Origin of the sequence: Algoriphagus halophilus (assembly GCF_041729275.1) — a bacterium.
GTDB classification, from domain to species: Bacteria; Bacteroidota; Bacteroidia; order Cytophagales; family Cyclobacteriaceae; genus Algoriphagus; species Algoriphagus halophilus_A.
Genome location: NZ_CP146486.1, coordinates 1,322,088 through 1,345,079, shown reverse-complemented (window position 1 = coordinate 1,345,079; position 22,992 = coordinate 1,322,088). Strand labels below are relative to the sequence as shown.

Sequence of the window (22,992 nt, the reverse complement as noted above, 5' to 3'; positions counted from 1 at the left end):
AGTGGTTAGAGTCCTAAATTCAAGGTGAAGTAATAGCTCTGTACACCTGGAAAACCTAATCCGGTGAATCCGATAGCATTGCCTCCTGCTCCTGAGGAGAAGGATTCCGGATCAAAACCATCCCAAGGAGTGGATAGAATGATGTTATTAGCAGCCAAGGAAACTCTAAGAGATCTGAATGGAGTTTTTTCCAAGACTTGAGGCTGTAAACTGTAAGCCAACGTGATGTTTCTTAGCTTGATAAAACTAGCGTCGTTGACAAAATTCTCAGAAGTTCCTCTGTAATAGTTTCTCCAATAGCCTGCTCCATAGTTCACTCCATCAGGCCCTTCCCCTTGGCCCAGCCAAACTTCTTTGGTGTTCTGGGAACCATCTTCCAAAACTCCTGGGAAAACGACGATGTCATTTCTTCTTTCAGAATCTTCCTGCTTTCCGAAAGCTGATAAGAAGTTTCCAAACTGATCATATTGTTCTAAACCTGTTCTGAAGTCGATTAGGAAGGAAAGTTCTAAACCTTTATAGGTGAACTGGTTTCTCAACCCTCCAAAAAAATTAGGAACCGCATTACCTAAAATCAGCTGGCTTCCTGTTCTAACCGGGAATCCATTGGCTCCAATTAATACTGGTAAACTTCTGTCCAATACTTCTGAATCCGGATCTGCATCAGGACGGACATAAGATGCCCCGTAGATATTTCCGTAGGCTTGGCCCTCTTTTAAGATCATAGTGACAGTACTGCCTGCATAACCAAATTGACTTCCTACCACGATTTGATCAATTCCTTCCCGAATGGATTTCACTTCGTTTTTGTTGGTAGTTAGGTTGGCAGTTACATCCCAAAGGAAATCTCCACTTTCTACAGGAGTACCTCCAATGACAAATTCAAAACCCCTGTTTTCAATTTCACCCGCATTGGTGATGTAAGAGGAGAATCCAGTTGCATCAGAAATTGGAACAGGGATAATCTGATCTGCTGCATTGGATTTGTAATACGTCATATCAAAACTCAATCTATTGTTGAAGAAAGCGAGTTGCGTTCCGAATTCTATAGAAGTAGTTTTTTCTGGCTTCAAATTAGGATCTCCAAATACGGAGTTTTTAGAGAAGCCTACCTGACCATTCAATGGGAATATGGATGGAGAAACAAAGGTAGCACCCAAAATATGTGGGTTGGTGTCTTTACCTACCTGCGCCCATGAACCTCTTAATTTCCCGAAAGTAAACCAGGATGGAAGATCAAAGCTTTCGCTAAATACATATCCTAGATTGACTGAAGGGTAAAAGAAAGAGTTATTGTCTTTTGGAAGGGTGGAGGAGATGTCATTTCTTCCGGTAATATTCAAGAACAAGAAGTTTTTGTAATCCACCATCAAGTCTCCATAAAAACCTACGAGTCTTCGGATGCTTTTGCCTTGACTTGCAAAAATCTGGCTGGTATTGCTTAGGTTATAAAAACCTGGAATTACGAAATTGGATCCAGAAGCTGAAACGCGATCGTATTTTCTTTCAAATACATCATTACCCAATCTCAATTGTGTGTTCCAGTCCTCGTTCCATTGCTTCTTCAAAGTGATGTAGAAGTTGGAGTTTAAATCTCTGCTATTGATTCTGGTTTCTTCCATGGAGCCTTGAGAACTCAAAGGTTGTTCTCCATCTATTCCCATCGGACCGGGAGTGATTTCAGTTCTGCTATCACTATAAAAGTCGGTTCCTAACCGGTAAGAGAACATGAGCCAATCAGTAGGACTATAATTTAAATTTAGGTTACCTATCACACGGTTGACATTGTCCTCATAAGTGGCAAATCGAGCATCATAAATGGGGTTAGTATTCCCGTAGGTTTTCATGGTCCCATCTTCGTTGATGTAGTCCGTTACGTCTGTAGTTTCTGACCAATACATCATACGTTCCAGGAATCTGTCATGAGGAACTCTGTTACCTCCTGAATTTGAGTAATTAAATGAACCTGAGAAATTGAATTTTTCACTGGCTTTCACCGTACCGGAAAGTTTGGCAGTGGTTCTTTCCCAAGTGGAAAATGGAATGATACCTTCTTGATCTAAGCGACCAAAAGAACCGTAGAAAGTGGCTTTATCATTGCCTCCGGAAATATTGATACTGTTGTCAAAAGTTTTTCCCGTATTGAATGCATTCGTCCAGTTGTCCTGATAGACATAGGTAGGATCATTCTCCTCAGCGATATTAGCTCCCCATGATGGCCAGAAACTGGAGTCATTTCTTTCTCCGCTAAATCCTTGACCATATTGATCTTGAAGTTTGGGTTTTTTAACCAATTCATCCACACCAAAAGAACTGGAAATGTTTACTTGCATTTGACCGGATTTACCTTTTTTAGTGGTGATGATCACGGCTCCATTGGCAGCGCGGACTCCATAAAGCGCGGTAGCTGCCGCACCTTTTAAGACTGACATGGTTTCAATGTCATTTGGATTGATGTCCGCAATTCTATTGGTCATTCCTCTAGGTGTACCTGTTGATTCAACCGTGGAATTATCTACAGGAACCCCATCCACTACGAATAGGGGTTGGTTGTCTGCGCTGGGGTCTAAAGAGTTGATCCCTCTGATAATGATTCTTGCAGACTGACCAGGTGCGCCTCCGGAGTTGGTGACTTGAACACCTGCCACTTGACCTTGAAGCGCATTGACCACATTTGGTTGCCTAGTAGTAGTGATTGCTTCTGAATCGATACTTTGTGCTGAGTAACCCAAGGCTTTTTTCTCTTGGGAAATACCGAAGGCTGTGACAATGAATTCATCTAAGTCAGAAGTTGAGGTAGCCAAGCTCACATTTAATTGAGTGTTTGCACCAACCGTTACGTTTTGTGTTTCAAACCCAATAAATGAAAAGACCAATACAGATTCACTGTTGGGTACATTGATAGAATATTCACCGTCAATATTTGTGACGGTACCAGTGGTAGTCCCTTGGATCACTATACTGACACCAGGGAGTGCTTGCCCATCTTCTTGGGCAGTTACTTTTCCTCGGACTGTTTGTTGCGCATAGGTGGATATGCTGATCAAAAAGCCAAAAAGGAAAAGCAAAGTCATCGAGTAGCTTTTCTTCATTTGTTTTTTGGTTTAGGATTAATAATAAAGTTTGTATTCATCGTGCTGATTTTAAAAGTGTTGCCGTTTTTTACTGTTTTTAATGAGTGCTGATTGCAAGAGATCTCGCATAAAAATCTACTTTTCAAATAAAATACTGATAATCAATGTGTTTTATATTTTTCTGTAAAAATCAAGAAATACGATCAAAATTCCATTTTGTACTGAAAGTGCACATTTTTAGAACCTCTCAATAAAGATAATTCTTTAATTTAACGATTATAGGTGTCAAAAATCAAAAAATATGATGCAATTTTTATGAAAAAAATAACAAACAGGTGTTATTCGAATAATATTTGCTTTTGCTGGTTTATGCAGTAATATATTTTGAATAACTGCATCAAATAGGTAATTCGGAATTTTTGGTCCAAAAAAAGCCACTTCAATTTGAAGTGGCTTTACATGAAAGGTTGGTGGTTTTAATGAATTACTTTTTTGTTTCCGTTACGATCTTCTTTCCATCCTCATATTTGATTTCTTTTTTTACTTCAACTCGTTCAGCCATTTCTGTACCATGGGAAACATGACTAATGTGAGGAGCAATGACCAATGCCACAATGGACATCAATTTGATCAAGATGTTCATGGACGGTCCAGAGGTGTCTTTAAATGGATCTCCAACTGTATCCCCTGTAACAGAAGCTTTATGTGGTTCTGATTTCTTGTAATACATTTCGCCATCTATTTCTACTCCTTTTTCAAAGGATTTTTTGGCATTATCCCATGCACCACCTGCATTGGATTGAAACATACCCATCAACACTCCAGAAACGGTCACGCCTGCAAGCAAACCTCCCAATACCTCGGGTCCAAAAATAAAACCTACAATAATCGGGGTGATCAATGCGATTGCTCCTGGTGCAATCATTTCTCGAATAGAAGCTTTGGTGGAGATTTCAACACATTTGTCATATTCAGGCTTTGCTTTATATTCCATGATTCCAGGGATTTCACGGAATTGTCTTCGGACTTCATTCACCATGTCCATGGCAGCTCTACCTACCGCCGCAATGGCAAGGGAGGAGAATATAAATGGAATCATGCCTCCAACGAAAAGCCCTGCCAATACATCCGCTTTATAGATGTCAATGGCATCAATTCCTGCAATACCAACAAATGCTGCAAATAATGCTAGAGAAGTCAATGCTGCTGAAGCGATCGCAAAACCTTTTCCGGTCGCTGCTGTGGTGTTCCCTACTGCATCTAAAATGTCTGTTCTTCCTCTTACCTCGTCTGGAAGCTGGCTCATTTCCGCAATTCCTCCGGCATTGTCTGCAATGGGTCCAAATGCATCAATCGCTAACTGCATCGCAGTAGTCGCCATCATACCTGCAGCTGCAATTGCCACTCCGTACAATCCTGCAAATTCATAGGCTCCGTAGATTCCTCCAGCTAAGACCAAAATAGGTAATACAGTGGATTCCATTCCTACGGATAACCCCCCAATAATATTGGTAGCATGTCCTGTAGCTGATTGCTTAATAATCGATAGGACAGGTCTTTTACCCATGGCGGTATAATACTCCGTAATAATACTCATCAAAGTTCCGACGATCAATCCCAGAATGATGGCATAAAATACATCCATGTTGGAAAACGCATACCCTCTGATTGAAAGGGTTTCGGGTAGCATGTATTGCACGATAAAGAAGGAAGCAATACCTGTAAAGATGATGGAAGACCAGTTTCCCATATTCAAAGCTTTTTGAACATCACCTTTTTCATCTTTAATAGTAACGAATGCCATTCCGATGATAGAAAACACAATTCCCAATCCTGCAAGAATCATGGGAAGCAAAATAGGCGCGATTCCTCCAAATGCATCTACAGAGACAATTTCCCGTCCCAATACCATCGTCGCTAGGATAGTGGCTACATAGGATCCAAAAAGATCTGCTCCCATGCCCGCTACATCTCCTACATTGTCTCCTACATTATCTGCAATGGTGGCTGGATTTCTGACATCATCTTCAGGGATTCCTGCTTCGACTTTTCCAACCAAATCTGCTCCTACGTCAGCTGCTTTGGTGTAAATACCGCCACCTACTCTCGCAAATAATGCGATGGATTCTGCTCCCAATGAGAAGCCGGCCAAAACCTCCAAGGCTTTCTCCATTTCCACGCCATTTACTCCAGCTCCTACACTCTGTACATACAAGTGGTAGAAGAAAATGAATAGGGAGCCTAAACCCAATACAGCGAGTCCCGCTACACCTAATCCCATGACAGATCCCCCTGTAAAAGACACCTTGAGGGCTTGCTTCAGGCTTGTTCTTGCAGCCTGAGTAGTTCGTACATTCGCTTTGGTAGCGATACGCATTCCGATAAATCCTGCAAAAGCTGAGAAAAATGCACCAATTAAAAAGGAAATGGCAATGACCGGGCTTGATGTTTCGACCATCATTCCTGACCATCCCAATAAAATCATGGCAATAACAGCAAAGTAGCCAAGTACTTTCCATTCTGCCCTTAGAAATGCCATGGCACCATCGGCGATATAGCCTGCCAGTTCTACCATGGTCTTATCCCCTGTTTCTTGTTTCGTAACCCAGGAAGACTTTAAGGCCATTACGATGAGGCCTAAAATTCCCAATGCTGGGACCAAATAAATAAGCGCGTTTTCCATATAAATTCGTAATACTAAATTGGATTTATTGATTATCAACTGAGCAAATATAGAATTTCTCTTGAAGCCGACAACTCCAAAGAAATCACTGTATAATAAGAAGAAAAACCTATTTTATTGAGGATTTAGCAATAAAACCAAGTATTAGGATTAAGATTGGGCGTGCAAATGGAACTTATTTTCTGAAAATAAGTTAAATTCTATAACTCAAGGAATTAGTATGAAAAGTGAAAAAATGCTTTCCGATTTAAAGTTTAATTCATTTTTAGACTTTAATCTGCTTTTTGAACAGTGGGAAAAGCTAAGTGATCAAGAAAATCCAAGCACTTGTTTGTATCAAGATTATTTGACGCGAATGAAGGATTATCCTGATCTGAGCAAATTTCCCATTGAAAGAGAAGATGTATTGTCAGATAGAAACAAGCTAGGTTTTAGTTTGATTTTGAGTTCACTTTTCCCCTTATCCGGTCAGGAGGAAAATAGAATATTAGGCTTGTCAAAGCCATTTGACTACCATCCTATTTATTGTACTCCTGCTTTCAAAAAGGAATTTTTGACTCCTAAAGGAGAAGTAAAGATTCCGTATAACCTCAATGAAGAGCGCATTTACTTCCATAAAATGCTGCATGTTTATGCATTGATCCTTGATCAACTTTATGGAATTAAAATCAATGAGATATATCCCTTGGTTTTTAAAGTGCCCAGTTCCGAAGGCTTTACCAGACATTATCAGATACAAATCAATTCTCAGTTTGTAAAGGTAGTTCCTAAGGTCCCAATCCCTGAAATTAAAAGAAAATCAGAGTTTTGTTCCAGTAATAAGCCCAACCATTACGAGGTGGAAAAGTGGATGGAATTGTTGCCATTGGAAATGTTTGAATTCCATGGATTTATTTTAATGGAGGCTCAGGACCTTACCGTTGCTCAAAGTGTGGCTACTCTAAATGAAGCAGTATTAAACCAAGAGCAGGTGTCAGCAGAATCCTTTATGGAAATTGTAGAAGATTCCGTAAAAAGCTTATTAGGAAAGCCAGGAATAAAAGTAGGACTAGCGGTATTGCAAACCATCAATGGAAGGATGGTAATGACTGAAAGCAGGCTAGCTTATAGTTATTTGATTAAACATTTGTGTGGAGAGGGATGTGAAAATAGTTACCAGGCTGTATTAGAGTTATTGTCAACAGTTGAAAAACCTATTTTTCTAAATGATTTGGATGTGGCAAGAGAAAAATTGCCATTGGGTGTGAAGTTGAATGAGATGGGGGTAAAGGAAATTATATTATACCCTTTGAGGCATAATGGAGAATTGGTAGGGGTTTTGGAAGTATGCGCCTTCCAGGAGCAGACCTTTGATCCATTGATGTTAGTGACATTGGATTATTTGGCTCCCTCGCTTTCCTTGGCCCTTAACAGACAAGCGGAGGTGCTAGACCAAAAAATCAAAAGTATCATTCGCAAAAATTTCACTGCAATACATCCTGTAGTCGAATGGAAGTTTGACGAGATCGCCTTGGATTATGTATTAGAGGAAGAGGAAGGCGAACATCCTGAAATTAAGCCCATTGTTTTTAATGATGTTTACCCATTGTATGCGGCAGTGGATGTAAAGAATTCTTCAGTAGAGCGGAATAATGCCATTCATGATGATTTTCAAGTGCAGTTGGCTTCCGCAAAGAAGGTCTTGCAGAAAGCTAAAGAAGTTCATTTTCTTCCCTTGTTGGATCGATTGATAGATCAAATCGAGGAATTCGAAAAGCGAATTAACTTCATGTTGGTCAGCGATGAAGAAGTGAAAATCACGGACTTTTTCACTATGACTTAGAGCCAGCATTTAATTACCTGAAAAGTAATTTTGAAGACCTTGAAGAATATGTCAATTCCTATTTCAAAGCTTTGGACCCTAAATTGGGAGTGGTAAGTACCAATAGGAAGTCTTTCGAGCAAAGCCTTGCCAAAATAAATCAGGTAATCGGCAACTACCTCGAAAAAGAGGAAACCAAGGTGCAGCAAATGTTTCCCCATTATTTTGAAAAATTCAAAACGGATGGGATTGAATATAATATTTACATCGGACAGTCTTTGGTCAAAGACCAGAAGTACGATCCATTGTATTTAAAAAATCTGAGACTTTGGCAATTACAGACCTTGATCGAAACAGTTCATTTGGTGGCCCATCAAAAGAATGAATTGCAGCATCCATTGGATGTGACCCAAATGATCTTGGCTCATAGTACCCCGATTTCGATCAGTTTTAGGTTGGACGAACGTAAATTTGATGTGGAGGGAGCCTACAACATTCGTTATGAAATTATCAAAAAGCGTATTGATAAGGCTTTGGTAAAAGGTACAAGAGAACGCTTGAACCAACCCGGTAAAATTGCAATAGTATATTCTCAAGAGAAAGAGGCCCGGGAGTACTTGGACTTTATCAAATACCTTCAGAATAAGGATCTCTTGACCAAAGAAGTGGAAGAGTTGGAATTGGAAGAAATGCAGGGGGTATATGGGATGAAAGCGATTCGGGTCACAGTCAAAGAAAGGACTCAAGAGAATCCAGAGATTTTCTCAAAATTGATAGCCGAAAGAAAAGAAGGGTAAGGTTTCTTCATCATTAAAACCTAGAGAAAGGGTAGCAACGATTTGGTTTAGGGGTGCGAGCCATACTCCTAACCCAAAGGTATTGTGCCATGTAGTGGATTTTTCGTTTTCCATCCAAACTCTACCGATGTCATGAAACCCCAACACGCCTATGGTTGCAGGTAAAATATAAGTTTTGAGATTGAAAACTTGAATCCTTACTTCCGTATTGTTGTAGGCAACTGCTTTTCCATTGAAGCGGTATCGGCGAAAACCTCTTAAATTATCCATGCCTCCCAGGATTTGACCTTGGAAATAGGCGTAATTTCCCCAGTTTTTCCCTGCTCCAAAACGAGTAGCCCACACCATTCTGGAAGGATAATTGAATGACCAATACAAGGCAAGTTCCGTGTTAAACCGAGTGAAACTATTGGAAGCCTCATTTAATCCCCAACTTCTTTTAAGCTGATTTTGGAAAAGGAAACCGCGGGTAGGTATATGCTCATTATCTCTTTTGTCGAAATTGACCTGAGCAGTAATTCCTGAATAGAATTTGGCCTGATCAATATCCTCTTGGTCTAAGCCAGACTCAGGACTTGTAATAAATTTTCCGTCATTGTCATCTGGATCAAATCGATACACCTGATAATGCGGTCCAATGGTTAACGTCCCACTTTCTCCTAGGTTAGTTTGGAGCCCGGTAGATAATTCATACCAGCTAAAACGTGCTCGGTAATAGCGGATCTCAAAATTTTCTGGGTTATAAGTGGATTCATTTCCTTGGCCGAAAAAGTTGAAGGCATAGTCTGGGGCTTTTATATCTGCTTTCCATACTAAATCCCAGTTATTTAAAACATCGACCGCATGCCCATCATAGTCCAGGTTAAAAGCATTGGTTTTAAAAGCCCAGTTCCCTTTTAAGCTTTGTCTGATGGCATAAGGTCTTTTTTAAAACCCTGCTTTTCCCATAAAATTCCGGCTCCAAAAATATCCCATCATCTTGATTGAATTCCAGGGATGCTAAGGGCATCACTTTGTCATACTTAAATTCCTTCCTATTGTACTCTAAAAGATTGGGGTGGTAGGCTTTGATTATTTTTGAAGATTTACCGGGTTGGATAGAAGTATTGTCCTTCTTAGACTGGTAGATTAACTGGGAAGTTTTCTTCAACTCAGCATGATCCTCATATTCCTTTTCACCTTTCCCTGGGATGACCCTGATTTTGATATCTCCTGGTCCTTCTCCTTCAAATATAAACTTGTCTTCCCCTTCCAGGCCATAGAGTCGAATTTCTTGGGTTTCATCAGGAAGGAAAGTTCGGTCAAATATTTTCTGCTTTAGATTGCCTGATTTACTGATCTTGCGAACTTCCACTTTTACATTTCCATCTGGATAATGTTTGACTTCAAACTCCTCGTTTTTATTAGAACCGACCACATTGACATCTAAAGCTAAAAAACGGTAGTATTCCAGAGATTTTGCTTTGAGCCAGGTTTTTCTGTGCAGCAGTTTTGCTTTTATTTCATCACCGTCATGTTTTTTGATCGTATCAGGCCAAGCATCCAATGCATGATCGATTTCTTCCTCTGTAAGTTTGGGTAGCATGTTGTCCAGTACCTTTTCCCAATCCTTCTGTTCCAGATTATTCAAAAAGCTACGATCAAAATATCGGCCATTAAACATGAACCCATTTACATTTTTCAGCTCATAACCGAAACCTTGGAATTTGGGGTTCAACCAAGGTCTACTGGCCAGTTTTGGAAAGAAGCCTTCATTCAGGAAGAATGCCTGGTCACGATCTCGTGGCATGGGTTTAAATTCCCAATCACCTTTATTTTTCTCTCCAACCCATCTCCATTGATCGTCATGTCGATCCCAATCCGCAATCCAAAGATCAAAAACCCTTGCTTTGAGCACCTCCTTTTGATTTACCTGGTTGTCATTATCCTTCTTGATTTTTTCAACATTTTATCGGTGCTGAAAAACTCAATGTCTTTCGGATCTTCCGAATGGCCAATTTCCCTTTCTTCAAAGAGATAGAGTTGGTTTGCAAAGGATTTTCTATAAACTCCTAATAGGGGGTCATCGGGTAAATACACGATGGATGGGTTGGTATGAATCACTCCAACCGCATCGGCCAGCCTGGCAACCGCCATAGCAGCATAGGGATGAGAGGATGAGATTTGATCTTGAACAACCTCTTTGGCTATGGTCTGCCTCAGTGGAACGGAAAGTGCATTTTCAGGATATTTATTGATAGACCTCAATACAAATTCCTTTCCATCCGGATTCTCCAATCGGAGTGAACGGGTTTGCATGCCACCACCTCTTTTGGTGATCTTTAGGCCTCCTTTTGCCTGTGTCAGATCCAAAGAAGGAAAAGTAACTGGTATTGCCCAGGTTTCCCGATAGTTAGTACCTAAAAATGCCTGATACGCCTTGCCATGTAGGTACTGTAAGGAAATGGGTTCAGTTATTTCTTTTGGGAGATTTCTGTCAAATAATTGTAGCTCTGCAGGGTTATCTGCAAATGGCTGAATCAGTTCAGATTCATATAGGGGTGCTTCTTGTAAAGGGTCAAAAAAAGTGAGCTTTACCTGATGGTTTTCATAAAAATCCAAAGTGGCATACCCTTGTTGGGGATAGGTGAATTCCGCTGGGTTATTTTTTTGATATAGGTGTTTTTTGCTCCCGCCCCGCTCACCACATAATGGGTATTTCCCTCTTTGGTATAAAAAAGCCCATGTTCATGGCCAGCAACTTGAATGACATTGGGATGTGAATCAAAAAGCCGATCCAGTGCTTTGATCATGGCTTCATACTTAGGATGAGGTATGTCCTGAATATCTCCAAACCAAGATCTATACAAAGGATAAATGGAACCGACTATAGGTAAAGGAATATACAGGTTTTCTGAGGCTGCTGTTAATGGGAAAAGGTGATCCTTCCAACTATATGCCCCATTATGCGGTCCATAAGCGCGCATGGGATGGTGCATGGCAAATACAATGGTTTTATCTTGATTCTCTTCCAAGGTGTAGGCCAATGAAGCTAAAATTTCCTCTTCGGTTTTAAATTCACAATCGGATTCAACACCCGGCTTGTCTTTGGAATGCAGCCACCATTGACTGTCAAAAGCAATTAATAATGTTTCTGAATCAAGTAAGGTAATGTATGGACCGGGGCAACCTCCTGAAGGAACTAAATTGACTTTTTCAGAAGAGTAATTGTCTTCAATATATTCTTCAGCATACAATACCCGATTCCAACCTTCAGACTTTCCTTTTTTCCAATCATGATTTCCTGGAACCATCCAGATTTTCCCGGAAATAGAAGAAAATAAATCAAGCTGAGTTTTCAATATGGCTTCTGCCTCTGGTCGATCTTCATCACTGATCGAAGGCATGCCTAACGGATAAATATTATCTCCTAGGTAGAGGATATGAGTAGATACATTCGGTTCTGAAAGCGCCTTTTGTTTTACTTTTTCTACAACTGGATGATGTTCGTTTTCTAGTTCCCCTGCATCTCCAATTAAATAAAGCCTGAACTTTAAGTCAGCTTCCTGGGCATTGGTACTAACAACCCAGAAAAAGTAAGGATAGAGAGGAACAGCTTTTTCATGGCTGATAAGGGAATATAAGAATATTGGGTCGGCCATCCCTGGCTTCATTCGAAATGAAAAGGGTCCCATCTTTAGAAAAAGTAATCCCTTCCGGTTGCTTGAAAAGAGCCGGGTTTAAATGATGAAAGCTAATAGGGTTAAATTCTTGATCTAATACCATAACCCAGTGATCACTTGAAGATAAGAGATAGTAATTTTTTTCGATGGGATGGAAAGCAATAGCAGATGGTTGCATTTTGACTTTCTTAAAATCATCTTCCTTTAATAATGGTTCCAATTGCTCATTCTCAAGAATAAAATTGGCCTCTTCTTCAAAACTCATCGATTCTAAATTGAAAGCAAAAACCGAGGATTTATTGGAGTTTTTATCCCAACTACAGACTTTGCAAAAAATCCAAATGAGCGATTGGTCTGGAGATTTGATCAATGCCTCAAAATCTCGTTTCTCCTGAATAGGGAATTTATGGATAGTCGTGTTACTATATTCGGTTAATGGCTCTTCCACTTGATAGAGGTTTCCATTACTTTGAAGTACCCAGGCATCATTTTCTAGGATCATGAGATCTTCAATGTCCTTGTTTTTGGCAAACTTTTGTTTATCCGTGATTTTGCCCGTGTTCGGGTTTAGTTCAAAAATGATGGAAGACTCGTCTTCAATCGCCCAAAGCGTTTGTTCATTGATCCATTCCAACCCAGAGATTTCCTCCAGATCATTAGAGAGATTGAATTTTTTCACATTTTCCAAAGAGTAATGGGAGGGAAACTGTAATAATCTGTCCGCCTATCCTGCCCATAGCATTGACTTAAAAGCAGAAAGCAAAAAATGGATATATTAGATATTTGGTTCATGTATGATCGAGAACTAATATTCTTTTATCTTAGAATACTCAAAATAAGGTAATAACAGTGGATAACCAATTGAAAAAATTCGAATCCTGGATGCGGGAAATGTTTGCTAACCGTCAAATGCCTGAGGTTTGTTATCATAACCTGGACCACACCTTATTAATAGTAGAAAAAGTAAATGAGATAGGGAAGTACTATAAACTTTCAGATCAGGACCTAGAAGATCTATTTTTTGCCGGCTGGCTACATGATGTAGGTTACTGGGATGGAGTGGCTGAAGGGCATGAACAGCAGGGGGCAGATCTTGCCCAGAATTGCCTGACTGAGTTAGGCATATCAGATGAAAGAATCCAGCGGATTAAATCAGCCATTTTAGCTACGAAAGTTCCCCAGAAGCCTAAAGATTTATTTGAATCGATCCTATGTGATTCAGATTTATACCATTTGAGTTCAGATTTATTTTATGAGCAGACACTTTTATTGAGAAAGGAAAAAGAAAGTGCATTAGGGAAGAAAATCCCTTTGGAAGAATGGTTAAAAGGCACTCGGGATTTTATGGAATCCCATCATTATCATTCTGAGTATGCTATTAAGCATTTTCAACCAGGTAAGGAAAAAACAAATTGATATTGGACGAGAAAATAGAAGACGCTGAGTTGCTCGCAAAAAAAAAGGGAAGAAAAAAGGAAAGAATAAAAAATCAGACCGTGGGGTAGAGACCATGTTTCGTGTCACTGCCAAAAATCACATGGAACTTTCATCCATTGCCGATAACAAGGCCAATATTATGATCTCGGTCAATTCGATCATCATTTCCATCGTTGTCACGGTTTTAATCCGAAAACTAGAGGAATTTCCTAACTATACCATTCCAGCTATTTTGTTGATTTCTACCTGTTTGGGAGCAATGGTGTTTGCCATTTTGGCTACCAGGCCAAAAGTTACCCATGGGAGCGTTTCAGAAGAGAGTATCGGAAAAAAGAAAGCAATCTGCTGTACTTTGGGAATTTCTATGAAATGAGTCTTCAGGAGTATACGGCGGGGATGCATGCAATGATTGAGGATGGATCTTTCTTGTATGATTCCATGATTAGAGATATCTATTTTTTAGGGAAGGTGCTGGCCGTGAAATATAAATTGCTTAGAAAAAGCTATAATATTTTCATGTTTGGATTTATCATCTCAATCCTTTCTTTTTTGATCGCCTCTATCTTTTTTGAGCCTTTGCAATATTAGAAGCCAAAAACTCGGCTCTAAGGGAGTTGTTCTCAGTAATACCAGTGGTTTCAGTAGCTGAAATTTTGCAATCGTGATAGTTTCGTGATGTTTTAAAATTAATTTTCAATTCAAATTCTTGAATATGAAAAAGTACTCATCGTAGAAGACGATCCAAATATCAGTGAGTTGATTCAAATTCACCTGAATGACCTAGGCTACCAAATTCAGGTTCGAAATAATGGAAGGTTAGGTTTCGAAGAGGCAAATTCAAATTCCTTCGATTTAATCATCTTAGACATCATGTTGCCAGAAATGGATGGGATTGCAATTTGTCAACGTCTGAGGGCATTGGATAATTATACCCCCATTCTTATGATTACCGCCAAATCAGAGGAAATTGATAAAGTGATTGGGTTGGAATCAGGAGCGGACGATTACATTACCAAGCCGTTTAAAATCCGAGAGTTTATTGCTAGAGTAAAGGCAATCATGAGAAGGCAAGATCAATTTGCCCTCTTGGCAGAGAAAGATGTCAAGCAGATGCGGTTTAATACTTTGGAAATTGATGAGAAAAAAGGAAAGTGATTTTGGATCAAAAACGGCTGGAATTAACCCCAAAAGAATTCGATTTATTGTTGCTTATGGCTAGAAATCCTGGGAGAAGTTATTCAAGAGGAGAGCTTTTAGAGTTAATCTGGGGATATGATTTCAGCGGTTATGAACATACTGTAAATGCCCATATCAATCGTCTTCGGGCAAAAGTTGAACAAGATCCGAACAATCCGACATTTATATTAACTACTTGGGGAGTAGGATATCGATTTAACGATGACCTTTAAATTCATTTTATGAAAAGTCTATATTGGAGAATATCCCTCAGTTTTATTTTGATCTTGCTGATCGTAGGTTTCTCCTATGTATATATTACAGCAACTACCTCTCAGCGTTATTTTCAGGAAACAACGCAGCGTCTCAATGCAAATGTGGCTGATTACTTGATCAAAGAAGTCAATCCTTTTCAAGATGGGAAAGTGAATGAAGAGGCCTTAGGCGTAATTATGCATTCCATGATGGCGGTAAACCCAGGTATTGAGGTGTATTTGCTGGATCCAGAAGGAAATATCTTGTCCTATGTGGTTTTAGATCAAAAGGTGAAATTAAAAAGCGTGGAGATTGAACCAGTTAAGAAGTTTGTTGCTGATCAAGGATCTAATTTCATCCTCGGAGATGATCCTCGAAATCCCGGAGATCAATCTGTTTTTTCGGCAACTGCAGTTTATGAGGAAAATCAGCTTCTTGGATATGTTTATATCACATTAGCGAGTGAAAAGTTCGAAACCATTTCAAATAGTCTATTGGGGAGTTATTGGATGAAATTGACATTTAATTCTATATTGATCACTCTGGTAGTTGCTTTATTAATTGGTTTAGTACTGATAGGATGGCTCACTCGTCATCTTAGGAAGATCGTACAGACGGTAGAACATTTTAGAGATGGAGACCTTAAAGCCAGGGTCCCAGAATCTAATTCTGATTCAGAACTTGCTACTCTTGGGAATACCTTTAATCACATGGCTGATACGATACTTGCCAACATCGATGAATTAAAAAAGTAGATTCTTTAAGAAGAGAGCTAATTGCAAATGTGTCTCATGATTTAAGAAATCCATTAGCCATCATTAATGGATACATTGAGACCTTACAGATTAAAGGAGAAAAGATAAGCAAGGAGGAACAAGAAAAGTACCTGAGGATTATTTCCAGTTCCACAGACAAGTTGACTAAACTGGTTTCTGATTTATTTGATTTGTCCAAGCTTGAATCGGGTCAAATGCAAGTAAAATTAGAACGATTGAAAGTACAGGAGTTGTTATTTGATTCTGCATTGAAGTACGAATTGCTTGCAGAAACAAAAGGAATTAAAATCAAATCCCAGATTTGCCAAAATTTGCCCATAGTCAAAGCGGATTTGTCACTGATAGATCGAGTAATCCAGAATTTATTGGATAATGCTGTCAAATACACTCCAAATGAGGGGCAAATTTTAATTGATGCCTGCGAAGTAGATCACGGAGGGGTTTGCATAAAAATTCGTAATTCAGGTAATGGAATTCGAATCTGAACTTCAATCACTTTTTGATAGATATTATATGATTGATAAAGATCAACAAGGTGTTCAGGGTTCTGGTCTTGGCTTGGCCATCGTAAAGCATATTTTGGAGATTCACGGGAGTAAGATTAAAATTCACTCTGATTCCAAAAGTTTTACCGAGTTTGAGTTTGAGTTAACTCCTTGATTTCAAGTTTATTATCTTGATTCTCTCTCACTTATTTACTGTAAAGTAAAATCGAATGTGGAATACAAAAGAGGCTGTCTCATAGTCATTTGCCACATGGAGGGAAATCGAAATGTGGCTTAAATTGCTCAATAAGCCTTCGATATACGCGACTCTCGTCGCTCAAGTGCTCAGGTTGACAAATTATCGACTTTTGAGACAACCTCTTTTGATGAAAGGGGAGATGGATTTAGGATTGGATTTAATCTAGTGGAGCAAAGCCAAAAGGAATTGCAGCTGCACCACACCAAATAATCCCATGGGTAAATTTTGCTTCAGGTGATGAAGCAAGCGGGAAAAAATGTTCCCCAGATTTACCAACTATGGAAATCAATTGGAATGATCCAGCAGAAGAAAGACGGAGATTTTCGGAAGTGGAAAGGTAAACAGTTACCGTTCCTGTACTGAATTTAGTAGTGAAATCATCTGTGAGTCTTACAAAGAATTTGCCCTCTTCGTTACTGACTATTTGAATCATTCCTTTTGTATTTGTGCTACTTTGAGGTGTTAAGGTTCCGGATTTAATTACGGACACAGGACCTACCACTTCTACTTCATCCACAGGTTTCATGGGGTCTGAGTCACTCAAAGAGCCAGAGTCACAACTTGCAAATAGAATTGAGAAAAATAGGCCTAAAATTAATTTACTTGGAATTTTCATCGGGATAGGGGTTGAAAGTTTTAAGATTCCTAAATAGTATTCGATTTCTTGAGTAATTGATTATTCCATCTTTTTTAAATTGGAAAGAGTCTTTGTTACGGTTTGTCGGCTGGTATCGGTCAGCATTGCAATCTCCTCATGTGTCAAATTCAATTTCAACAGAGTTTCATCTCCATACTGTTTACCTAGTTTTACGGCAAGGTTGAATAGCAGACCCTTTACTCTACTTTCAGAATCCATCCAATTCAGATCTTCTAGGCGCCGAGTCAATTCTAGATTGTACAATTGGAGTTTATCCAATAACTGAAGTCCGATTTCAGGATCTTGAAAGTTTTTTAAAGAGATTCTTTGAATTAATGTCCCTTCCTCCAGGGAAATTGCAAACGTATTGTTTTTAGTGTCAAAAGATCCTGTCGAAAAGCCATCTCCGAAAATCTCACCAGAAGTTATGATTTTCAAAATTGCCTGCGCCCCATTCAGAAGCGTTTTCTGTAGTTTGACACTTCCATGCTTGACTAAATAAAACCCGGAAGAAGACTCACCTTGTCGATATATGGTTTCCTTTTTTGAATAACTTTTGAATTTTGGGAATTGGATTTGATTTGATTCCCAATTTGCTGTCATTGTTTGCATGGCTTATTTACGTTCATAGTAAAGACCTATACTGACCACCCCTGAGGAATACAAGTTTCTTCGATCAAAAATCAGATCATTGAAATTTCTATAGTTTAGATTGAGGTGGAGGTTTTTGTAAACCGGGGTACTTGCTCCAAAACTAAAGCTGGTGTATTCAGTCCCATCTCCTCTGACAAAGTCAGTTGCTACAAGAACTTCGTCTACACTGGCCAATGCATTTAACCGGGCATTTACCCAGACTTTTTTAGCAATTTGGTAGCCTATTTCTGCCCCAATAGCAAATTGGTCGCTAAACTGTATTCCATCGTATTCTGTTCGGAAATTATAAGATCCGAAAATACTTCCATAAAAAGGAGTATTGGGTAATGCAAAAGAGCTGGCCAACGTCGACCAAACGTTAAACTCACCATCTCCAGAAGGTAGGTTAATTTGCTCGAAATCATTAATTGTGCTTTTTGCAAAATTATTGGCTTTTCCAATTGGCAATTCTGGAGCAATTGAAATAGAAAGAGGGAGGTACTTTTTCAAGATTGCATGTTTGAATTCAAGTCTCAAATCGCCCAATCCACTTACTTTTTGAGTGTTTTCAAACCCATTCCAAGTTTGCAATGGCAGATTGGCAATAATGGTAAACTTATCAGTGACACCATATTCACCATAGAATACCAAGGATTGCTGCGAAAATTGATTGGTTTCCAGTTTTTCCCCACCCAATGTATAATAATCACGAGAAACCATGGATTGAAAGCTAAGCTGATAAAAGCCTTCTTTTTTCCTTTTGTCCATCCACTTTGAGTGAACCCTTCATTGGAGATTAGTAAGCAAATCAACCCGAGGAATAATTCCCCGAGATGACTTGACTTACCAAACCAATTTTTCGGTTTTATCAACATGACAATTAATTAAGTGGGGCATTACCAAAAGGAATTCCAACTGACCCACACCATAAAATAACATGGGTGTATTTATCCGTGGAAACTCCTGAGGGAATTAAGAAGTAATTAGTACCTGAATTTCGTACTACTCCCATGGCCAATAAATCAGGATTTCCATTTCCAGGATCTGCCATAAAGGTATCCGAGGTAGAAAGAAATACCGTAACTGTTCCTGTTGCTAATGCAGTATTGAAACTACTTCCGAATTGAAGGAATTGATGGCCTTCTGAGTCAACTCCAAGGGAGGCAGATCCAGTTGATCCAGCACCGTTTTGATCCATAAAATCCCCCATCCTTAGTACATTAAAGGAGCCTTGGGGCAAGGTTGGGTCAATGATAGTTGGTTCGGGATCATCTGAGCAAGCAACTAGGCCCAGAAAAGCGAAATAAAAAAGGAGCATGATCTTTTTCATGGTATTATTGGTTTTGTGATATTCAAAATTGGCCATAGGTTATCACAAAAAAATCACAGAAGAATAAAGCTTTTGTCGCAAAAATCGGCTTGTTTTGAAGCGGATCGATTATATGAATAAAATGAATCAGCAAGATATTGAGAAATTTTTGGCTTTGCCATCACCTAAGAAACACTTTTCAGCCGAGTTGAAGGCCTTATATTTTGATGGGAAGGGAGATTGGCAAACAGCTCATGATTTAGTGGATCAATTGCCAGGAAAGTCTGCTGCGAGAGTCCATGCTTATTTACATAGGAAGGAGGGTGACCAGTGGAATGCGGATTATTGGTATAGAAGAGCAGGTGAATCCAGACCAGAAGTTTCTTTGGAAAAAGAATGGGGAATGCTTTTGAAGCGTTTTTGGGAAGATTAATAGGATTTTATTAGGGAAATTGTGATTCTTCTAAGTGTTTAGTGCTATTTATCGATTTTTTAGTTGAAAAATACCCAATACTGGGTATTTTTTGAATGTAATGTGACTAGTATTTTTAGAAAATTAAATTTACTGATATGAAATTCTTTTACTTAGCCTCTAGCCCAAATTCAGATGGTGAATTTGAAATCCATGATCGTGAATGTGAATTTGTTCCAGATTTGCATGAAAGAGAATATTTAGGACCATATAATAATGGCAAAGAAGCTATGCGAAAGGCATTGGATTTAAATCCTAAAGCGACTGTTTGTGAGAAATGTGGTACATCCGCTTTTCAAGGGATTTTTTCTGATAAATAAGTTTTTAGCTATTTTTTTGAAATCCTACATTATAAAATGATCTAAACTTGTAAATTCGAGCCTGATTCGGGGTGTGGCGCAGTCCGGTTAGCGTACACGTCTGGGGGCGTGGGGTCGTGGGTTCAAATCCCGCCACCCCGACAATCATAGAACAGTTCTTCGGAACTGTTTTTTTTTGAGTAATGAACTTTAAAGTCTATATCCTTTTTTCAACTAAGCTTGGTAAATACTATGTAGGTCAAACTTCGGACTTAGAAAAGCGATTGGAACGTCATAACCAAGGGAGAGAACGATTTACACGGACGGGTATTCCTTGGGAGTTAGTTTATACCAAAGCCTGTTTCTCCAGAGGTGAAGCAATGGGCTTGGAAAAACGAATCAAAAATTTAGGAGCGAAGCGATACCTGGCATCATTGGATCTGGAAGGTTAGCGTATCCTGACTAAGGTCAGGAGGGTCGTGGGTTCAAATCCCGCCACCCCGACAATCATAGAACAGTTCTTCGGAACTGTTTTTTTTGAGTAATGGAGTTTAAAGTCTATATCCTTTTTTCAACTAAGCTTGGTAAATACTATGTAGGTCAAACTTCGGACTTAGAAAAGCGATTGGAACGTCATAACCAAGGGAGAGAACGATTTACACGGACGGGTATTCCTTGGGAGTTAGTTTATACCAAAGCCTGTTTCTCCAGAGGTGAAGCAATGGGCTTGGAAAAACGAATCAAAAATTTAGGAGCGAAGCGATACCTGGCATCATTGGATCTGGAAGGTTAGCGTATCCTGACTAAGGTCAGGAGGGTCGTGGGTTCAAATCCCGCCACCCCGACAATCATAGAACAGTTCTTCGGAACTGTTTTTTTTTTGAGTAATGGAGTTTAAAGTCTATATCCTTTTTTCAACTAAGCTTGGTAAATACTATGAGGGTCAAACCTCGGACTTAGTAAAGCGATTGGAACGTCATAACCAAGGGAGGGAGCGATTTACACGGACTGGTACTCCTTGGGAGTTAATTTACTCCAAACCCTGTGTCTCCAGAGGTGAAGCAATGGTCTTGGAGAAACGATTCAGAGGTAGAATTTCAGAAGACCTATCTATTTGTGAATTAATACTTTAGTAGGCTTGAAACCTTATATTTTCCAATCATATAAATTCAAATTTATTTATGATTAAGTATAATTGAATTCATTTTTGGTGAAATACGATAGCAAATTTTATTATTGCATTGATTAGCCAATTAAATATGCTTTTTTCTTGTATTATTTTTCTTGATACAAAATTGTAAAAGCAGGTTCTGATCAAACATTATTTTGCTGTTTAATTATTTTTTTAAAAATTGAAGTTTTAAATTAAACCCAAGAAAACCAGATTGATGAAAAGTCTTGCATCTAGTCAAGATACAATTGATGAGTTGAATTGCTGGAATAAGTTAATTGAAGGTGAAAGGCCCGCTTTGGAATTTATTTACAGAAAACACATCAATGATCTATTTAATTTTGGATGTTCCCTATTACCAGATCCTGATCAGGTGAGAGATTTTATTCAAGAGATCTTTATTGATCTTTGGAAATACCACGCCAATCTCCAAAGCACGGATAACGTAAAACTCTACCTTTTTAAATGCTTATCGAATAAGATTTATTCATTGGCAAAAGACGAAGCAAAACGCAAGGCAATCTTTGAGGGGCATTTAGAGCAGATGGATTATGTGTTAGATAGCCCAGAGAATCAGTTGATTAAGATGAAGAGGGATGAAGATTTAAGGGCTAAACTTTCTAATGCATTGGTTGGACTTCCCATGAGACAAAAAGAGGTAATTAATTACCTATTTTTTGAGCAGCTTAGTTATGAACAAACCTCCAAACAAATGAATATTAATTTAAAGTCGGTTTATACCCTTGCTTGGAAGGCTATTTCGAGTTTAAAAAAATCGTTTTGACCGAATATTATTTTTAAAATCGAATTATCATTTATAGAATATTTTTTATTTAAGAATAGTTGAAAAAAAGTTCAATTTCGAAGGATAACTTTTAGCAAGTCCGCACTTATCTATATGAACGCGGATTTTATGAGTAAATCAGAATACAGAACAGAAGATTTTGTTTTAGACCCTGAGTTTCGGAAATGGGTGTTGGCCAATGACCTGGAATCCAAACTCTACTGGGAGGAATTTTTAAGATTAAATAAAAACAAGGTCGAAGAAATTGAAAAAGCCAGAAAAATCATTATTAATCTTTCTAAAAAGGAATTCCATCTGGATGAAGTCCAGCAGGATTCACTTTGGAATCAAATAAATTCCAAGATTGACCGTCAGGAAGCAATAAAGAAAGAAACAAAGGTAGTGTCTTTGGATAGTTGGACAGCCATTCAGCATCATAAAGAAAAGTTGGAGTCCAAAAGGAGGGAAAAGTTAAAAATGACACTTGTTTTTTCCGCAGCATCTGTAGCAGTTCTTTCTCTAATTTTATGGTTTAATTTTTATCAACTTCAACAAGAAAAAGCAATACCGCCTGTAGAATACGAGACAATTGAAGCACTTGCGGGAGTGAAATCCAGTATTTCATTACCAGACGGAACGATTGTAACTTTGAATTCCAAAAGTAAAGTAACCTACGCAAAACCATTTGATGGGAAGGTTAGAGAAATTGTCTTGGAAGGAGAAGCATATTTTGATGTTGCAAAAGATACCCTTAGACCCTTTATAGTCAAGACCGGACCCGTCAGTACCCAAGCACTAGGGACAGAATTTAATATTCAAGCCTATCCTGAATCCCCCATTTCTATTTCATTGATAGAGGGCTCTGTTTTAGTGTCCAATGAAGAAGTAGTGGGTTTAAGTGAAAAGTTAATCCCGGGAGAGGGGATTTTGGCGAGTCTCGACAACAAGTTATGGCAAAAGGACCGATTTGATCTGGAAACTACCTTGGCCTGGATGAATAAGACCCTGATTTTTAAGAACACACCTTTCAAGGAGACTATTCATTCTCTTGAAAAATGGTATGGGGTGGAATTCAAAATCACTGGAAAAATGCCTGAGGATGTTTATATCACTGGCAAGTTTAAAGATGAATCCTTAAAAAATATCCTTGAGGGAATTAGCTATTCGACCAAGTGCAGCTATTCCATTGAGGGGAAAACTGTCAATTTAAATTTAACCCAATATTAAAGCCTATGGATAAAAACTCACTTTTCTAAGTACAAGGGCTGAAGGTGCGCCAACA

The 22,992-nt window shown here is 38.8% G+C and carries 28 protein-coding genes and 1 tRNA gene; 18 read left to right on the top strand and 11 right to left on the bottom strand.

Annotated elements, in window-relative coordinates; all coding sequences use genetic code 11:
* Positions 1-5: 5 nt before the first annotated feature.
* Complete coding sequence (locus V8V91_RS07205; RefSeq protein WP_373399488.1) at positions 6-3,092, bottom strand: SusC/RagA family TonB-linked outer membrane protein; 3,087 nt, start codon at positions 3,090-3,092, stop codon at positions 6-8.
* A 466-nt stretch (positions 3,093-3,558) separates the two neighbouring features.
* On the bottom strand, positions 3,559-5,757 hold the full coding sequence (locus V8V91_RS07200) for a sodium-translocating pyrophosphatase (protein WP_373399487.1): 2,199 nt from the start codon (positions 5,755-5,757) through the stop codon (positions 3,559-3,561).
* Between the two features lie 220 nt (positions 5,758-5,977).
* Between V8V91_RS07200 and V8V91_RS07195 the strand changes: the two genes are divergently transcribed.
* Together V8V91_RS07195 and V8V91_RS07190 are read left to right on the top strand one after the other, a co-directional pair.
* The gene (locus V8V91_RS07195) at positions 5,978-7,579 is read left to right on the top strand and encodes a GAF domain-containing protein (protein ID WP_373399486.1); all 1,602 of its coding nucleotides are present in this window, start codon (positions 5,978-5,980) and stop codon (positions 7,577-7,579) included.
* A 71-nt stretch (positions 7,580-7,650) separates the two neighbouring features.
* The gene (locus V8V91_RS07190; RefSeq protein WP_373399485.1) at positions 7,651-8,355 is read left to right on the top strand and encodes a hypothetical protein; all 705 of its coding nucleotides are present in this window, start codon (positions 7,651-7,653) and stop codon (positions 8,353-8,355) included.
* On the opposite strand, the gene V8V91_RS07185 is transcribed toward V8V91_RS07190, so the two are convergent.
* The 5 genes from V8V91_RS07185 to V8V91_RS07165 all read right to left on the bottom strand — a co-directional run bounded on the left by V8V91_RS07185 (position 8,323) and on the right by V8V91_RS07165 (position 12,696).
* A complete protein-coding gene (locus V8V91_RS07185; protein WP_373400638.1) occupies positions 8,323-9,078 on the bottom strand; it encodes a BamA/TamA family outer membrane protein in 756 nt (251 codons plus the stop codon). The genes V8V91_RS07190 and V8V91_RS07185 overlap by 33 nt on opposite strands.
* A 154-nt stretch (positions 9,079-9,232) precedes the next feature.
* Positions 9,233-10,252, bottom strand: a complete 1,020-nt coding sequence (locus V8V91_RS07180) for a hypothetical protein (protein ID WP_373399484.1) — start codon at positions 10,250-10,252, stop codon at positions 9,233-9,235.
* Between the two features lie 11 nt (positions 10,253-10,263).
* On the bottom strand, positions 10,264-10,956 hold the full coding sequence (locus tag V8V91_RS07175) for a hypothetical protein (RefSeq protein WP_373399483.1): 693 nt from the start codon (positions 10,954-10,956) through the stop codon (positions 10,264-10,266).
* Positions 10,929-12,008 (bottom strand): metallophosphoesterase, encoded by a 1,080-nt coding sequence (locus tag V8V91_RS07170; RefSeq protein WP_373399482.1) that lies wholly within the window; start codon positions 12,006-12,008, stop codon positions 10,929-10,931. The genes V8V91_RS07175 and V8V91_RS07170 overlap by 28 nt, the downstream gene beginning before the upstream one ends.
* Positions 11,956-12,696 (bottom strand): SdiA-regulated domain-containing protein, encoded by a 741-nt coding sequence (locus tag V8V91_RS07165; RefSeq protein WP_373399481.1) that lies wholly within the window; start codon positions 12,694-12,696, stop codon positions 11,956-11,958. The genes V8V91_RS07170 and V8V91_RS07165 overlap by 53 nt, the downstream gene beginning before the upstream one ends.
* Before the next feature lie 182 nt (positions 12,697-12,878).
* Between V8V91_RS07165 and V8V91_RS07160 the strand changes: the two genes are divergently transcribed.
* The 8 genes from V8V91_RS07160 (at position 12,879) to V8V91_RS07125 (ending at position 16,321) form a co-directional block, all read left to right on the top strand.
* A complete protein-coding gene (locus tag V8V91_RS07160) occupies positions 12,879-13,433 on the top strand; it encodes a hypothetical protein (protein WP_373399480.1) in 555 nt (184 codons plus the stop codon).
* A gap of 94 nt (positions 13,434-13,527) precedes the next feature.
* Positions 13,528-13,827, top strand: a complete 300-nt coding sequence (locus tag V8V91_RS07155) for a Pycsar system effector family protein (RefSeq protein WP_373399479.1) — start codon at positions 13,528-13,530, stop codon at positions 13,825-13,827.
* On the top strand, positions 13,824-14,042 hold the full coding sequence (locus V8V91_RS07150; RefSeq protein ID WP_373399478.1) for a Pycsar system effector family protein: 219 nt from the start codon (positions 13,824-13,826) through the stop codon (positions 14,040-14,042). The genes V8V91_RS07155 and V8V91_RS07150 overlap by 4 nt, the downstream gene beginning before the upstream one ends.
* Positions 14,043-14,210: 168 nt before the next feature.
* A complete protein-coding gene (locus V8V91_RS07145) occupies positions 14,211-14,609 on the top strand; it encodes a response regulator transcription factor (protein ID WP_373399477.1) in 399 nt (132 codons plus the stop codon).
* Between the two features lie 2 nt (positions 14,610-14,611).
* Positions 14,612-14,863 (top strand): helix-turn-helix domain-containing protein, encoded by a 252-nt coding sequence (locus V8V91_RS07140; protein WP_373399476.1) that lies wholly within the window; start codon positions 14,612-14,614, stop codon positions 14,861-14,863.
* Positions 14,864-14,872: 9 nt separating this feature from the next.
* The gene (locus tag V8V91_RS07135; protein ID WP_373399475.1) at positions 14,873-15,640 is read left to right on the top strand and encodes a HAMP domain-containing protein; all 768 of its coding nucleotides are present in this window, start codon (positions 14,873-14,875) and stop codon (positions 15,638-15,640) included.
* A gap of 29 nt (positions 15,641-15,669) precedes the next feature.
* Positions 15,670-16,146: a sensor histidine kinase gene (locus V8V91_RS07130; RefSeq protein WP_373399474.1), complete on the top strand. Its 477-nt coding sequence runs from the start codon at positions 15,670-15,672 to the stop codon at positions 16,144-16,146.
* Positions 16,130-16,321 carry an ATP-binding protein gene (locus V8V91_RS07125; protein ID WP_373399473.1) on the top strand — a complete coding sequence of 64 codons (192 nt, stop codon included), beginning with the start codon at positions 16,130-16,132 and terminating at the stop codon, positions 16,319-16,321. Before V8V91_RS07130 ends, V8V91_RS07125 begins: the two co-directional genes overlap by 17 nt.
* A 241-nt stretch (positions 16,322-16,562) precedes the next feature.
* Here V8V91_RS07125 and V8V91_RS07120 read toward each other — a convergent pair whose 3' ends face one another.
* The 4 genes from V8V91_RS07120 to V8V91_RS07105 form a co-directional block, all read right to left on the bottom strand.
* A complete protein-coding gene (locus tag V8V91_RS07120; protein ID WP_373399472.1) occupies positions 16,563-17,021 on the bottom strand; it encodes a hypothetical protein in 459 nt (152 codons plus the stop codon).
* A gap of 60 nt (positions 17,022-17,081) precedes the next feature.
* Positions 17,082-17,645, bottom strand: coding sequence for a Crp/Fnr family transcriptional regulator (locus V8V91_RS07115; RefSeq protein WP_373399471.1), 564 nt, complete (start codon positions 17,643-17,645; stop codon positions 17,082-17,084).
* A gap of 12 nt (positions 17,646-17,657) precedes the next feature.
* Positions 17,658-18,443 carry a hypothetical protein gene (locus V8V91_RS07110; protein WP_373399470.1) on the bottom strand — a complete coding sequence of 262 codons (786 nt, stop codon included), beginning with the start codon at positions 18,441-18,443 and terminating at the stop codon, positions 17,658-17,660.
* Positions 18,444-18,555: 112 nt separating this feature from the next.
* A complete protein-coding gene (locus V8V91_RS07105; protein ID WP_373399469.1) occupies positions 18,556-19,005 on the bottom strand; it encodes a DM13 domain-containing protein in 450 nt (149 codons plus the stop codon).
* 121 nt (positions 19,006-19,126) lie between these two features.
* Between V8V91_RS07105 and V8V91_RS07100 the strand changes: the two genes are divergently transcribed.
* The 8 genes from V8V91_RS07100 to V8V91_RS07065 all read left to right on the top strand — a co-directional run bounded on the left by V8V91_RS07100 (position 19,127) and on the right by V8V91_RS07065 (position 22,937).
* On the top strand, positions 19,127-19,417 hold the full coding sequence (locus V8V91_RS07100; protein ID WP_373399468.1) for a hypothetical protein: 291 nt from the start codon (positions 19,127-19,129) through the stop codon (positions 19,415-19,417).
* Between the two features lie 137 nt (positions 19,418-19,554).
* A complete protein-coding gene (locus tag V8V91_RS07095) occupies positions 19,555-19,776 on the top strand; it encodes a hypothetical protein (protein ID WP_373399467.1) in 222 nt (73 codons plus the stop codon).
* Between the two features lie 67 nt (positions 19,777-19,843).
* Positions 19,844-19,917, top strand: a tRNA-OTHER gene (locus tag V8V91_RS07090).
* A 41-nt stretch (positions 19,918-19,958) separates the two neighbouring features.
* The gene (locus V8V91_RS07085; RefSeq protein ID WP_373399466.1) at positions 19,959-20,207 is read left to right on the top strand and encodes a GIY-YIG nuclease family protein; all 249 of its coding nucleotides are present in this window, start codon (positions 19,959-19,961) and stop codon (positions 20,205-20,207) included.
* Between the two features lie 92 nt (positions 20,208-20,299).
* Positions 20,300-20,548, top strand: coding sequence for a GIY-YIG nuclease family protein (locus V8V91_RS07080; RefSeq protein ID WP_373399465.1), 249 nt, complete (start codon positions 20,300-20,302; stop codon positions 20,546-20,548).
* A 94-nt stretch (positions 20,549-20,642) separates the two neighbouring features.
* The gene (locus V8V91_RS07075) at positions 20,643-20,888 is read left to right on the top strand and encodes a GIY-YIG nuclease family protein (protein WP_373399464.1); all 246 of its coding nucleotides are present in this window, start codon (positions 20,643-20,645) and stop codon (positions 20,886-20,888) included.
* Positions 20,889-21,143: 255 nt separating this feature from the next.
* Entirely contained in the window at positions 21,144-21,710 is a 567-nt protein-coding gene (locus tag V8V91_RS07070; protein ID WP_373399463.1) for an RNA polymerase sigma factor, read from the top strand.
* Positions 21,711-21,824: 114 nt separating this feature from the next.
* Complete coding sequence (locus tag V8V91_RS07065; protein WP_373399462.1) at positions 21,825-22,937, top strand: FecR family protein; 1,113 nt, start codon at positions 21,825-21,827, stop codon at positions 22,935-22,937.
* Positions 22,938-22,992 lie beyond the last annotated feature (55 nt).

Bases quoted from the DNA above. Each gene is read 5' to 3' on its own strand.
- V8V91_RS07205 (WP_373399488.1), bottom strand. From the start codon at position 3,092: ATGAAGAAAAGCTACTCGATGACTTTGCTTTTCCTTTTTGGCTTTTTG.
- V8V91_RS07200 (WP_373399487.1), bottom strand. From the start codon at position 5,757: ATGGAAAACGCGCTTATTTATTTGGTCCCAGCATTGGGAATTTTAGGC.
- V8V91_RS07195 (WP_373399486.1), top strand. From the start codon at position 5,978: ATGAAAAGTGAAAAAATGCTTTCCGATTTAAAGTTTAATTCATTTTTA.
- V8V91_RS07170 (WP_373399482.1), bottom strand. From the start codon at position 12,008: ATGAAGCCAGGGATGGCCGACCCAATATTCTTATATTCCCTTATCAGC.
- V8V91_RS07155 (WP_373399479.1), top strand. From the start codon at position 13,528: ATGTTTCGTGTCACTGCCAAAAATCACATGGAACTTTCATCCATTGCC.
- V8V91_RS07150 (WP_373399478.1), top strand. From the start codon at position 13,824: ATGAGTCTTCAGGAGTATACGGCGGGGATGCATGCAATGATTGAGGAT.
- V8V91_RS07135 (WP_373399475.1), top strand. From the start codon at position 14,873: ATGAAAAGTCTATATTGGAGAATATCCCTCAGTTTTATTTTGATCTTG.
- V8V91_RS07125 (WP_373399473.1), top strand. From the start codon at position 16,130: ATGGAATTCGAATCTGAACTTCAATCACTTTTTGATAGATATTATATG.
- V8V91_RS07120 (WP_373399472.1), bottom strand. From the start codon at position 17,021: ATGAAAATTCCAAGTAAATTAATTTTAGGCCTATTTTTCTCAATTCTA.
- V8V91_RS07115 (WP_373399471.1), bottom strand. From the start codon at position 17,645: ATGACAGCAAATTGGGAATCAAATCAAATCCAATTCCCAAAATTCAAA.
- V8V91_RS07110 (WP_373399470.1), bottom strand. From the start codon at position 18,443: ATGGACAAAAGGAAAAAAGAAGGCTTTTATCAGCTTAGCTTTCAATCC.
- V8V91_RS07105 (WP_373399469.1), bottom strand. From the start codon at position 19,005: ATGAAAAAGATCATGCTCCTTTTTTATTTCGCTTTTCTGGGCCTAGTT.
- V8V91_RS07100 (WP_373399468.1), top strand. From the start codon at position 19,127: ATGAATCAGCAAGATATTGAGAAATTTTTGGCTTTGCCATCACCTAAG.
- V8V91_RS07095 (WP_373399467.1), top strand. From the start codon at position 19,555: ATGAAATTCTTTTACTTAGCCTCTAGCCCAAATTCAGATGGTGAATTT.
- V8V91_RS07085 (WP_373399466.1), top strand. From the start codon at position 19,959: ATGAACTTTAAAGTCTATATCCTTTTTTCAACTAAGCTTGGTAAATAC.
- V8V91_RS07080 (WP_373399465.1), top strand. From the start codon at position 20,300: ATGGAGTTTAAAGTCTATATCCTTTTTTCAACTAAGCTTGGTAAATAC.
- V8V91_RS07075 (WP_373399464.1), top strand. From the start codon at position 20,643: ATGGAGTTTAAAGTCTATATCCTTTTTTCAACTAAGCTTGGTAAATAC.
- V8V91_RS07070 (WP_373399463.1), top strand. From the start codon at position 21,144: ATGAAAAGTCTTGCATCTAGTCAAGATACAATTGATGAGTTGAATTGC.
- V8V91_RS07065 (WP_373399462.1), top strand. From the start codon at position 21,825: ATGAACGCGGATTTTATGAGTAAATCAGAATACAGAACAGAAGATTTT.